Origin of the sequence: Roseofilum capinflatum BLCC-M114 (assembly GCF_030068505.1) — a bacterium.
In the GTDB taxonomy this organism is placed as follows: Bacteria; Cyanobacteriota; Cyanobacteriia; order Cyanobacteriales; family Desertifilaceae; genus Roseofilum; species Roseofilum capinflatum.
This window is the reverse complement of record NZ_JAQOSO010000074.1, coordinates 24,086-36,809: the sequence shown is the minus strand read 5'-3', so window position 1 is coordinate 36,809 and position 12,724 is coordinate 24,086. Positions and strand designations below refer to the sequence as shown.

The 12,724-nt window shown below is 46.8% G+C and carries 13 protein-coding genes; 9 read left to right on the top strand and 4 right to left on the bottom strand.

Translation table 11 applies throughout. The features are described from left to right. The first annotated feature begins 32 nt into the window (after positions 1-32). From PMG25_RS12500 to PMG25_RS12480, 5 genes are all read left to right on the top strand, one after another. Positions 33-524: a glutaredoxin family protein gene (locus PMG25_RS12500; protein ID WP_283767237.1), complete on the top strand. Its 492-nt coding sequence runs from the start codon at positions 33-35 to the stop codon at positions 522-524. Positions 525-627: 103 nt separating this feature from the next. Beyond that, entirely contained in the window at positions 628-1,536 is a 909-nt protein-coding gene (locus PMG25_RS12495; protein ID WP_283767236.1) for a vitamin K epoxide reductase family protein, read from the top strand. Between the two features lie 93 nt (positions 1,537-1,629). Then, positions 1,630-1,773 (top strand): hypothetical protein, encoded by a 144-nt coding sequence (locus PMG25_RS12490; protein ID WP_283767235.1) that lies wholly within the window; start codon positions 1,630-1,632, stop codon positions 1,771-1,773. A gap of 151 nt (positions 1,774-1,924) precedes the next feature. After that, a complete protein-coding gene (locus PMG25_RS12485; protein ID WP_283767234.1) occupies positions 1,925-4,090 on the top strand; it encodes a CHASE2 domain-containing protein in 2,166 nt (721 codons plus the stop codon). Between the two features lie 271 nt (positions 4,091-4,361). Further along, complete coding sequence (locus PMG25_RS12480) at positions 4,362-4,568, top strand: hypothetical protein (RefSeq protein ID WP_283767233.1); 207 nt, start codon at positions 4,362-4,364, stop codon at positions 4,566-4,568. Between the two features lie 477 nt (positions 4,569-5,045). Here the strand turns inward: PMG25_RS12480 and psbU are convergent, their stop codons facing one another. Continuing rightward, positions 5,046-5,465 carry a photosystem II complex extrinsic protein PsbU gene (psbU, locus tag PMG25_RS12475; protein ID WP_283767232.1) on the bottom strand — a complete coding sequence of 140 codons (420 nt, stop codon included), beginning with the start codon at positions 5,463-5,465 and terminating at the stop codon, positions 5,046-5,048. Between the two features lie 95 nt (positions 5,466-5,560). Further along, positions 5,561-6,565: an adenylate/guanylate cyclase domain-containing protein gene (locus tag PMG25_RS12470; protein ID WP_283767231.1), complete on the bottom strand. Its 1,005-nt coding sequence runs from the start codon at positions 6,563-6,565 to the stop codon at positions 5,561-5,563. 138 nt (positions 6,566-6,703) lie between these two features. Here PMG25_RS12470 and PMG25_RS12465 point away from each other — a divergent pair, with 138 nt between their 5' ends. Next, positions 6,704-7,312, top strand: a complete 609-nt coding sequence (locus PMG25_RS12465; RefSeq protein WP_283767230.1) for a DUF3611 family protein — start codon at positions 6,704-6,706, stop codon at positions 7,310-7,312. Between the two features lie 27 nt (positions 7,313-7,339). On the opposite strand, the gene PMG25_RS12460 is transcribed toward PMG25_RS12465, so the two are convergent. Then, positions 7,340-8,773 (bottom strand): efflux RND transporter periplasmic adaptor subunit, encoded by a 1,434-nt coding sequence (locus tag PMG25_RS12460; RefSeq protein WP_283767229.1) that lies wholly within the window; start codon positions 8,771-8,773, stop codon positions 7,340-7,342. Positions 8,774-8,967: 194 nt separating this feature from the next. On the opposite strand from PMG25_RS12460, the gene PMG25_RS12455 reads away from it, so the two are divergent. Further along, positions 8,968-10,134: a cysteine desulfurase family protein gene (locus PMG25_RS12455; protein WP_283767228.1), complete on the top strand. Its 1,167-nt coding sequence runs from the start codon at positions 8,968-8,970 to the stop codon at positions 10,132-10,134. Between the two features lie 31 nt (positions 10,135-10,165). Here the strand turns inward: PMG25_RS12455 and PMG25_RS12450 are convergent, their stop codons facing one another. After that, positions 10,166-11,134 (bottom strand): o-succinylbenzoate synthase, encoded by a 969-nt coding sequence (locus tag PMG25_RS12450; RefSeq protein WP_283767227.1) that lies wholly within the window; start codon positions 11,132-11,134, stop codon positions 10,166-10,168. A 211-nt stretch (positions 11,135-11,345) separates the two neighbouring features. On the opposite strand from PMG25_RS12450, the gene PMG25_RS12445 reads away from it, so the two are divergent. Continuing rightward, on the top strand, positions 11,346-11,582 hold the full coding sequence (locus PMG25_RS12445) for a hypothetical protein (RefSeq protein WP_283767226.1): 237 nt from the start codon (positions 11,346-11,348) through the stop codon (positions 11,580-11,582). Between the two features lie 195 nt (positions 11,583-11,777). Further along, positions 11,778-12,683: a M48 family metallopeptidase gene (locus PMG25_RS12440; RefSeq protein WP_283767225.1), complete on the top strand. Its 906-nt coding sequence runs from the start codon at positions 11,778-11,780 to the stop codon at positions 12,681-12,683. Positions 12,684-12,724: the final 41 nt, after the last annotated feature.

The following is a 12,724-nucleotide window of genomic DNA, read 5'->3' as shown; positions in this document are numbered from 1 at the left end:
CTATCTAAACCCTAATTAATGGAGGAAAATCTGTGAACTCTTCCCTAAAACCGATTGCCAAAAAGTTGACCCTTTCCCTCTTCTGGCTAGGATTAGGCACAGGAGGATTATTCTTCCTCGGAAATCTGAATCCTTCCCCTATCAACACTCGCGCTCAAGCTCAAGTTTCCCCCTCCCAAAGTCCCCCTATCGAAACGGCTTCAACTCCAGCGAGTTTAGCCCTAGCCCAACATCTCCAGAACATTGGCGCTAAAATGTATGGGGCTTACTGGTGTCCCCATTGTCATTCCCAAAAAGAACGGTTTGGCGAACAAGCAGTGGCTCAAGTGATGCTGGCCGAAAGAGAGCCGGTTTATATCGAATGTTCTCCAGAAGGGCGAACAGCTCCCCAAGCCGAAGTCTGCCAACAGGCAGGAATTAGCGCTTATCCAACTTGGGTGATTGATGGGGAAAAATATGAAGGCAATTTGCCCTTGCAGCAGTTGGCGGAAGTCTCTGGATATCAAGGCTCACAAGAGTTTTAACGCGCAAAAAATAGGCTTGACCTGAATCGAGTTCAGGTGGCAAGCCGAAGAGTTTTATGCTGCAATCAAAAATATCCCTATCGTTTATTACTAAATTAAAGCTATGAGGCGTAGGCGTTCTAGTCCCTGGATTCATCGTTGGTCTCGACCCATAACTGCTGGCATCGCGACCCTGGGAGCGATCGAAACAGCATTTTTAACTGTGGTCGAGGTCATGGGTAGTGCAGAAGCGGTTTGCCCAACCAGTGGCTGTAAAGAGGTCTTGGGCAGTCCCTATGCAACCGTGTTTGGGCTACCTCTAACTCTGTTTGGCTTTTTTGGCTATGCCGGAATGCTGATGTTGGCCATCGCCCCCTTATTAATTAATCCCGATCAAAACAAGGAACTGCGAACCACCCTAGACCAGTGGACTCGTTTCCTGATGTTCGTTACCAGTACGGTAATGGTCGTGGGCAGTGCCTATTTGATGTACATCATGGCCTTCACCATTGGCGCATTTTGTCCCTACTGCGTGCTTTCGGCTTTCTTGTCCCTCTCCCTATTTGTGGTTACCCTCATCGGCCATGCTTGGGAAGATATCGGCCAATTAGCCTTTACCGGGTTAACCGTGGCCATGGTTACCTTAGTGGCGACCCTCGGAGTCTATGGCAATGTGAATAATCCCCAAGCTACCCCAGGAACACCTCCTCCAGTGACTACAACTTCTGGCCCGGCTGAAGTGGCCTTAGTTGAACACCTGAATGACATGGGAGCTAAATATTATGGCGCGTATTGGTGTCCCCACTGCCATGAACAGAAGGAGTTGTTTGGTCAAGAGGCAGCCTCTAACATTGACTATGTTGAATGTGCTGCTGATGGCGTAAATGCCCAAGTTGAACAATGTAAAGCGGCTGGAGTTCAAGCCTTTCCCAGTTGGGAAATAAACGGTCAACTCTATGCTGGAGTGCGATCGCTCAACGAATTAGCCGATCTATCCGATTATCAGGGGCCCCGTGACTTTGGGCAACAGTGATGTAAATCACTCAACCCATGGGTAAACCATCACACTCCTACAAGGCAAAACCTTCTATAAAAGAATCCTGTAGTGTTAGGAGGGTCGAGGATCATGCGTTTACAATTTAAGGGATGGATTTTTGTGCAAGCGATCGCCTTAACTATAGGTCTGAGCGCGATCGCTCATCTCGATCAGCCCTTCAATCAGGACTTCGATCCAAACCTATCCATTGAGAAGGTCAACACCCATTCATAAATTCACATGACCCTCACCCCCCTTCTGTGAAGAATTTTGCAGTCTGATTTCTCAACTTAAGTTCTGTGCATCTATTTTTTCCGATCAAGAACAGGATATGCCATCCTCTTTGTGTGGTTACTCTGCTTTCTCCTAACCAAAAACCCGATCCGTGTCATATCCAACTTCCATACAGGCTTTTTGGCATCGGCTCACCCGACGCTTTTTCCATCAAAATCGAGTGGTTTTTACCGCTTCCGCGATTACTCTAGCAATCCTGACCCTACGCTTTTTCGGTCTCTTACAGGCGATCGAATTAATCGCCCTTGATACCCTGGTTCGTCTTCGACCGCCCTTACCCAAAGATGACCGGATTATCATTGTAGGCATTGATGAGCCAGATTTGCAAAACCTAGGATGGCCGATCCCCGATCGCACCTTGGCGACTCTCCTAGAAACGATTGCCCAGAGCCAACCTCAAGCAATTGGATTAGATTTATATCGAGATTTACCCGTCAATCCCGGTTACGAACACTTACAACAGGTCATGCAAGAATTACCGAACCTGGTAGGGATTGAGCGAGTCGCCGATAAAACTGTACCGAATATTCCCCCTCCTCCAGCTTTAGATCCTCAAACCCAAGTTGGGTTCAATAATGTTCTCTTAGATGTAGATGGGACAGTGCGTCGAGGGTTACTCTATGTACATACAGACACCCCTCACAAAAGTTTTGCCCTACAACTGGCTCTGAAGTACCTAGACCAGTTCGACATTGAAGAAGAAGAAGCATCTGTTAATCCCAAATACTTACAACTCGGCAAAGCAGTCTTCTATCCTTTTCAGCCCAATGATGGAGCCTATGTGAATGCAGATGCCAGTGGATACCCTTTTTTAGCCGATTTTCGCGGCCCTCGCGATACCTTCACCACGGTTTCTGTTTCTGAGGTTTTGAATGGAGGGGTTGACCCCAATTTATTTCGCGATCGCATTGTTTTAATTGGTTTAACGGCTGTTAGCCTCAAAGACTTTGTACCCATTCCTTACAGCAATCCCGATGAGGTTCCCGGCGTTGAAGCTCAAGCCAATTTAATTAGCTTTATTTTAGATCTGGCCATTGGGGAACAAACCCCGATCAAAACCTTGCCCGATCCCATTGAAGCACTCTGGACTTTCGCTTGGTCAGCATTAGGCTCCATTCTCGCTTGGAAGTTAAGAGACCCCTCCCAGTTAATCGTCAGTTCAGGAATTACCCTAGGAAGCTTAGGTCTAACCAGCTATGTCCTGTTTATCTCTCGCTGGTGGTTTCCCCTAATTCCTCCTATATTCGGATTTACTGGCTCGGCCCTGATGATTTTAATTCACTTTGCCCATCAAGAAGGAGAATTCAAACGCTCTACAGAATTGCTCCAGGGCATTATTAATAGCATTCCCGATCCGATTTTTGTTAAAGATCAAAACCATCGGTGGATTGTCTTAAACCAAGCCTACTCCCAGTTAATCGGCTATCCTTTAGAAATGCTCATGGACAAATCGGATTATGATTTGTTTGCTCCTGAAGAAGCCGAACAATTTTGGCAGCAAGATGAGAACTTGTTTCTGACTCAGGAAAGCACCCAGCAGGAAGAAGAATTTACGGATGCTGGGGGAATTCACCGAGTGATTGAGACCAAGCGATCGCTCCATCGCGATTCTGGGGGGAATCTATTTTTGGTGGGTGTGATCCGAGATATTACCCAGCAGAAAGAACGGGAAGCTGAACTGCAACGGTTAGCTGAAGATCTCAAACGCCACAATGCGGAACTGAAACTCTCGGAAGACCAGATGCGCCATATGGCTAATCATGATGTCCTCACGGGTTTAGCCAATCGCAAGTTATTTGAAGAAAAACTGCAAGAAGCCCTCGTTTATGCCCAAGCCAATGAAACCATGCTGGCCACTTTCTTTCTCGACTTAGACGGCTTTAAGCAGATTAACGATACGTTTGGCCATGATATGGGAGATTTGGTGATTAAGGAAGTTGCTCAACGGCTCACCCATTGTTTGCGCGGTAGCGATACGGTTGCTCGACTTGGAGGAGATGAATTTACGGTTCTGTTGCCTCAAATTCCCAATCCATCTATAGCTATTCGCGTCGCCGAAAAAATCATCTTGGCTGTCACTCAACCCCTGATGCTCAACGGAGGAGAGAATCTTAAGATTACTTTAAGTTTGGGGATTAGTGTCTATCCTCAAGATGGCAAGACTCTTGAGGAGCTAATTAAATCGGCCGATCAAGCGATGTACCAAGCCAAGTTACAGGGAAAGAATCGCTATCTTCTTGCTTCTTGTCCTCAGTAGGGGACTTTATGAAATCTTTATAAATTCTGGGCTTTTTCTTCCGGTTTTAATATTTCGTAGTAAGAATAGAAGAATAAGGTTCCGTAAATTTCCAGATTAATTGCTGGAAGGCAGTACGGGGCTGTATCGTGAAACCTCTGAAGAAAAAACCGTATATTTACGGAATCTCCAGATTTGACGAATTGACAATAATTGTTAAATTGAGTAAAACTGCCAGTAAAATTGCCGGTATAATGGAAAGTAAGTCTCGCGTTGACTAGGGCTATTGGGTATGGGAACACAGTTAAGACTTGAAAAACACACAGCAATCCTATTCGCTGGAGCATTAGCGATCGCCACCTGTTCACAACCAAGTTGGGGACACACCTCGATTGAGAGGGTTGACCCAACCCATCAAAATATAATCCAACTGCTCAAAGGGTACGAACCTCCTGATAACGGGTCTCCTGAGCGAACTGGAGATACGGGAGGTCGCTAAGGCGATCTCTAAAGAGGCTTAGACCATTAGATTAATGGAGCGTTAATATTCAGGAAGCCAAAACCAAAAGGACAACGGGGATAAGTTAACCCGGCTGTTTTGTGTGTCCGCTTTTGAAGTGAACTTTTATCTGGGTGAGTCGCAACTCGATCGAACCTGCTCGACGAAGATATGGACTCCACAACCTCCTACTGTAGCTTAGGGGGGTTGGATCATTCAGTAATCTTGGTAACAGATGGTTCACAGTTCTGGGCGTTTTTAATTGTTATGAAGTTCGATAACTTATCCATCTCCTTCAGTATAACACCTTCTCAATCAGGCAACCACAACAAAGTCGATAAAAAATCCCAGTCTCTTTCCATGAATAGAGTAAGGGACTGGGATACAAAACTTTAACTTAACGTTAACTTAAAACTGAGCCGGAGTCTGAAGGAGAATCATCTGAGATGATCCCTAACCGTCAGTCACCCATTGGGTCTAGTCATAGTTACCATTGTTCACATTATTTTGTCCATAGACAAAAGCTTCTGTGGGTTCAGTAACGGTAAAGTTATCTAAGTTGGCCTCAAGTCTAGCTTTTTGGCGATCGCTCAGTCCAGGAATGTTCAGAACATCTTCAACCTTCTCATAAGGCCCATTGTTGACAATTTTGGTGGCCAAGACTGGATAAAATCCTTTCAGGTCTAGAAAGGAGCGGACACTTGAGTTATTCAAATCAATGCGATCGCCAATTTCTGCCAGTTTATCATCTGCCTTATTGCGGACATCCGCCTCGGCCAAGATCGGCTGTCCACTCAAAACCTGCAAAGACCCAGCCGTAGCAGGCACTGTATTCAGGGTCATCAGAGTGGCAATCAAAATCACGAAAGCAGAGAACAGGCACAGCAATCGTTTCATGGGTATCATTCCTCCTTTGTTAATCAGTTATTACTAAACCATGACACAGCCATCCTTCCTATTATGGGACTGATTTGGCCCATTGATACCATGCATCAGTGAAATTTAGCCGATTTAAGTAAAAATGCCTGGAGTTGACGAAAGGAACAGCCATAGGTCACCGCCGGATGTTCATACCCTTTCAGTTGCACCATATGTTTTTCAAATAGGTTAGGATTCGTTCCCACACTAAATAGATATTGATAAGTTGTTTTACCTAAAGCAATATCCTTCTGAATTTGCTTCGTACAAGATTCTAGTCGAAAGGCCGCATTCACCGTATCGCCCAAAGCTGTATAATCGGGGCGATCGCCACTTCCCGTATTTCCCACCATTGCATGGCCCGTATTTACCCCGGCCCCAATCCGCATCGGTGACGGTAAAGGATACTCTTGAGCTAACGCCTCAGTCATCTGATGCAATTGATGGAGAGCATAGAGGATTTTCATCACCTCCGTTTGATTCACCCCCTCCGTTCCATGGAACCAAACCGCCATCACCGCATCCCCAATATACTTATCCACCCAGCTATCGTACTTGCGGAGAATCTTGCCCACATTCCGAAACCAATTCCCCATCATCGTCGATAAGGTCACATCATCCATCTGTTGAGTCAGACCCGTAAAATTGCGAATATCCACCACCATCACCGAAATCAACCGCCGCACATGCAAAGCAGCCGTCACATGGGAATTATCCTCCGTCTCTTCCAAGTCCAAAGTTGCGTCTGGAGCCGCCGAAGGATCGTGAAAATGGGCCTCCGTTTGGCCAAACATTAAATGATCCCCATCCTGTAGAGTCACCGGCACATTCACCCGACGGCCATTCACAAACGTTCCGTTACGACTTCCCAGATCGATCAAGTAAACCGATCCCGTATCTGTATGTTGAATCATGGCATGGTTTCGCGAAATCCACGGGTCAGGCAATACCACCGTATTGTCCTGAGTTCGTCCAATTGTCCAACACTGATTCCCCGTTAACGAAAAATGGCGAATTGATGACTGGGTTTTAAGGACAAGATAAGGATGAGTATTTAAGCTCACTGTGGACTGCCTCATTACAGTTATGATGTCCCTAGATGCATCCTGACATAGTTGTTTTTAGGATAAACCAATTCTCTAAAACAAGAGATGCCATACTCCTTATCTTCCTCTTCCCTGTACACTATCGATCATAACCCCTAAATTCCCTAATTTATGTTTGATCCGATACCCAACCCCAATCTTAACGTCCACCAAATTGCCAGAGCGTTCCATCGATGGGGATGGATGGGCTTTTGGGTACAACTCGGTTTAGGCATTATCCCGATTCTGATTTTGCTGTTTGTCTTGTTATTTGATAACACGCCGAATGCTTCACAAGCTGGGAATGCTTGGCTTGGGACAATTTTAGCCTATGGATGTTTATTAACCTTAATTTTTACGATTTATTGGTGTTTTCATTATACTCAACTGTCGGATCGACTCAGCAATCCAGACACTCGCCCTTCCAAAGCAGAAATTAGGCGTAGCTTATGGATTGGCATTTTGGTGAATTTGTGTGGCATGAGCTGTGCCTTAATTGTGGCTCTTTGGCGAGTGGGAACCCTATTATTTCGGATGTTATCCTTACCCCCTGGAGCCTCCACTATTTATACTCCTGTTCCAGGAGCAGCCGTGGTTAATCCTGGCTCGATCATTGTGCCTATGAATATGATTGCCCTGCAAGCGATGATCAATACGATCGCCGCCGAACTGGTTGGCTTAATGGTTACGCTATGGCTACTGTATCGAGTTCTTCAACATACCTCACTCACCGATTCTTAAGTTACTCCTTTGAACTCGATGCCTTGTCTAAGGGGTTTCGCTTTCTAAGGGCATTCCCGGTTCCAAATTCAGATCGGGAGTCGGTATAACCACTCGATCTCCGATTTCTAATCCTGAAAGTACCTCAACCGTGGCCAACCCCTCTAAGCCTAGGGTAACCTCTCGTTTTTGGGCTAATCCCTGCTCATCTTTAACCCAAACAAAGGGGGTTTTACCTGACCTTTGTAGGGCTTCTAAACTGACCCCTACCACATCTTGACGCTGATCGAGGATAATTTCCACATTCACCTGACTTCCAGGAATCAAGGTTCCTGTGGGCTGATCGAGTTGAACGATCGCCGAAACCGTAGCCAGTCCACTCCCCTCACTTTCCGAAGGAGCTGTTGCCTGGGGAGATAAGGCCACCACGTGACCCTCATAAACCGGAGAATCGGGGCCAATAATCGTGATCCGAGCCAGTTGATTCAAGCGCACTTTTGCCGCATTCAGGGTCGATAAACTCAGCCGTACATATTCCTGGGTGGGGTCTCCGAGGGTCAATAAGTCGTGTCCCCGTGCAATCCCCTCACCATTATTCACATTCACCCCTAATATCACCCCATCAAGGGGAGCCATAATCAGAGTATCTTGTAGTTCTTGTTCAATTTTGCGGAGTTCTAGCTCTTGCCGTTGCAGTTGCAGTTGCGTCCTGTTGACATTGAGTTGGGCATTGTGCAGCTCAGAAGTGGCGTTCGCGATCGCCGTTTGCTGTTGATTCGATTTTTGTAATCTGTCCCGTTCTAAGCTTAACGTTTCTGTTTCGACTGTTAATTGGGCATCGCGCACGGCAATTTCGGCATTTCGCACCTCTTGGCGCTGGCTTCGCAATTGATCCCCAGAAATAAATCCCTTCTCTTCTAATTCCAGGATATTCTCTAACTCTTCCTGGGCATCCTCTAAATTCGCTTGTTTTTCCTGTACCTCTTGCCGAGATCGCTCTAGTCTTAACTGTTTTTCTTCCAATTCCAAAGTGTGAATCTGAAGTTGTCGTTGGGCAGTCTCTAATTGCTCTTGGGCGGTTTGTACCCTCTGTTGATGGTGAGCCAATTGAACCATGGTTTCTTCGATCTGAGTCAGTTGCTCTTGCAGACGAGTTTCCCGTTCGGGATTGCGTAGACGAATCACCTCTTCTCCCGCCTGTACCCGTTGACCCACGGTCACTAACACTTGCTCGACGGTGCTATCATTGGGGGCTTTCAGGGTTTGCTGATCGGCTAATTCTAAGATCCCACTTTCATTAATGGTCGTTTTTACTGACTCTAATTCGATCGCCGTCGTGGTCACTTTTACGGGTGCAGGGCTACGTTGAGCCATCCAGGTATAACCCAGAAGGCTAAAAACAGAAATGGTGGCGATCGCCCCCGATCCCATCAACCAGCGAATTCCCTGTTTATGCTGTTGTTTAGCCAAAATTTCCATCATGAATTAAGTATGGTAGATCAATTGGCGATAATGCTCCCTGTCGCCTCAATGTTGGGACTAAGGTGATCTTAGTCCAGTATGACGATCGCCTTGCTTAGTGTATCCAATCTCTGGGGGAAGATGCCAATTGACACAGAGCGGTCAAACCATACTAAGCTGAAAAAAGGAGATCCCCATGCAACTAAACCCCACCTATGCAAATTTATCTGGATTATAGTGCTACTACCCCGACGCGCCCAGAGGCGATCGCAGCGATGCAGGATATTTTGCTCCATCAATGGGGTAATCCGTCGAGTTTACACAGTTGGGGGCAACGGGCGGCAACGGTATTAGAATTAGCCAGAATGCAGGTGGCGGGTTTAATTGGAGCGACTTCTAGCGAGTCGATTGTTTTTACCTCTGGTGGTACAGAGGCGGATAATTTAGCCCTGATGGGGATTGCTCGGCAATACACTCGACCCCAACATTTAATTATTTCTAGTGTGGAGCATTCGGCTGTTGCACAACCGGCCCAATTTTTAGAGCAACAAGGATGGAGAGTCACCCGTTTACCGGTGAATCGCCAGGGACGGGTGAATCCGGCGGATCTAGAGCAGGCTATTGCTGCTGATACGGTGTTAATTTCGATCATTTATGGTCAAAGTGAGGTGGGAACTCTACAACCGATTGAGGAGTTGGGCAAAATTGCTCGGGCCCGTGGCATTGTGTTTCATACGGATGCGGTACAGGTGGCGGGACGGTTGCCGGTAGATGTGGACAGTTTACCTGTGGATTTGCTGTCGTTGTCGAGTCATAAAATTTATGGCCCCCAAGGGGCGGGGGCGTTGTATGTGCGGCCTGGGGTTGAGTTACATCCGTTGATCGGTGGAGGGGGACAAGAGCGGGGACTGCGTTCGGGAACTGAGGCAACCGTGGCGATCGCCGGTTTTGGAGTGGCTGCGGAGTTGGCTATGGAGGAGTTACCGGAGGAACGGCTGCGCTTAAGGGGGTTGCGAGATCGCCTGTTTGAGCAATTAGTCGATATTGAGGGCTTGGTTCCGACGGGCGATCGCCTCCATCGTTTGCCCCATCATGTAAGCTTGTGTTGGCAAGATACCGAGAAGATTACGGGCAAAACTTTGGTAAGACAACTGAATTTAGCCGGAATTGGTATGAGTGCCGGTTCAGCTTGTCATAGTGGGAAGCTCTCTCCCAGTCCGATTTTAAGGGCCATGGGATATTCAGATGAAGAGGCGATCGGCGGGATTCGCTTTACGTTGGGTAAACAAACGACAGCAGCAGATGTGGATTGGACAGCGATGGTGTTCAAGCAAATTCTACACCGCTTACCCTCAGACTCTGCTCGTCTACTGACCCTTTGAGAATGGGTAATAAGCCTATCTCCCTATCTCCCTATTCTCTCATTTCCCCAACCTCAAACCAGCGATCGGTTCCGAATCCTAGGGCACGATTGAGGTTCGGGAGAGTGTTGGCTAATCTGAGGAGCATGTTACGGGCGATCGCCGTTTCAAAGACGGAAGAGAGTACCAGATCCACCGAATGAGCTTGGCAAAAGTCGATTAACCGGGAGGGAAAGCCGAAAATTGCGGGTTTAATCACCATAATTCCCGGCCATCCGGCGTGATAACAGTGTAGGAACTGGTTCCAGGTGGCGATCGACTCATCGAGAGCTAAAGGGGTTTGATACTGTTGAAAGAGGTCTAACATCGCCTCAAATTCAGATTTCCCTAGGGGTTGCTCTAAAAATTCCACCGGCTGACGTTCGCACGCTTGTAACCATTGATGGGTCTCAGTTTCTGTCAGTCCCCCATTGGCATCGAGGCGCAGTTGTACCCCTTCTGGGAGCATCGATAACAGGTCTTGAAACAGGGCTAATTCTTGGGAAATCTCGGCTACTGCTATTTTCCATTTCAGGGTTGGATAGTCTTGATTCCAAATGGGCAATTGGGGGTCGAGGGCGGATTTTCCTGTAGGTAATAATCCACAAATGTTCTTGAAATGGGGGGGATCGTCTAAAGTGTGCAGATCGATTAAAGCTGATTCAAAACCAAATTGACAAGCGGGGAAGCGATCGGGGATTGAGTCAATCTCTTTACGGGAAATCTCACCCCTCAAGGACTGACAAAATTGTAAGGCTTCTGTTAAGTGTTCTGAACCAAACTCAGGTAAGGGGGCAATTTCTCCCCAGCCACACTCTCTAGCGTCTGATGCTGCCATCGGATGCAACTGAATCCAAATTCCTTGGCGATCGCGCCACAGTCCATGATGGGTCTGCAAGGGCTGCTTAAATGGACGGCTATACGGCTTGATCGTTACCCGATATCGATCGTTAGTTTGAGAATTGTGAAAATTGATCCCCATATTAAAAGAGTATTGTTATAATATATATAAAGTTGTTTTTCCTGTAATCCTAGCTTAATAATAAATGTTTTTTATCAAAATAGTAGAAATCCCGATGGAAAATTTTTCCGGAAAGTGATACCATAAGATAAAAGAGAGAACAACAATCAGTTAGTCAGGAATAAAACGCATCATTCATCATTTTATTCCCTTTAGTTTCGGTAAAACTGCTATGAGAGAATTATCCTATTTCACCCCGACACCTGTGGCTTCTGCGGGTGTACCAGATCTGCAAGCTGAACACAATGCCTTAGAGACGATGACTTCTGTTGATTGGGGCTGGCTTGGATGGGTCAAAAGTCTAATTTTTCTGCTCCTATTGGGAGTAACGACTGTGGGAGTTCTGTTCTTAGCATTGGGGATTGTTTCTCCTGTAGAACAGGCTTTAGAGGCGGACTCAGAGCGGTGAGGATATCAACAATCGTCTTTAGCTCAACCTCAATGTTCAAGATTTGTATGCAATATGGCTAAATTAATCCTAATCAAAGTAGGGGCAATCTATTTGCCCCTACTTTGGCTCTGTGGAGAGTCTCTAGTAGAAGCTGAAGCAACTTTTAAGGCTGTGGGTGCGTCAACTCTATTTGTGTGACGATGAATGAGCATCATGTTAAACCTTATGAAGCGATCGCAGTTTCGGCGATGGATCTATCCCCTCATTTCCCTGTGGGTTGCCCTCGGACTTTGGGTGGGCAGTCCCCAAGTGAGCCAAGGGTTTTCGATTTGGGATATTTTGCCAGATGTGATTCAATATGTGCAATTGGCGAGTTTAGGCGATCGCCAAGAAATGGCCCTAGGCAAACAAATCAACCAGCAACTGATCAGCCAGGAAGTAAGAATTGATGACGATCCAGAATTAACGGATTACATCGATCGCATCGGTCAACGACTGGCACAAGAAAGTTATCGTCCCCCCACCTCTGATTATCAGTACACATTCCAAGTCGTTGATGATGATTCCGTGAATGCCTTTGCTACCCTCGGTGGCTTTGTCTATATCCACACCGGACTGATTAAAGAAGCTGAAAACGAAGCCGAACTCGCCAGCGTCGTCGGCCATGAAATTGCCCATATTGCCGAACGTCATGCCATTAATCAGATGCGTCGGATGGCTTTAACCAATGGGTTAGCCACTGCTGCGGGAGTCGATGAAAGCCAAATTGTACAAATCGGTGTAGAAATTGCCCTACGTTTACCCCATTCTAGGGAAGCCGAATATGAAGCGGATCAGGTAGGACTGAACATGATGACAGCGGCCGGCTATGCCCAAATCGGTATGGTAGACTTCATGAAAAAATTAGTGCGATCGCGCTCTATGCCCACATTTCTCAGCACCCATCCCCATACTAAAGATCGCATTCAGGCTTTAGAGCAGGCGATCGATCCCGAATTTGCCACCATCGGTGACGGCCTCGATGCCAATCATTATCAACGTCAGATTGCTTCCTTGAATAGGGAAAGTGGCGATAATTCTTCATCCGATGAAACCGATGAAGGCTTTTGGCCCTTGTAATTATCTATTCCCCATTCCCCATTCCCCATTCCCTATCCCCC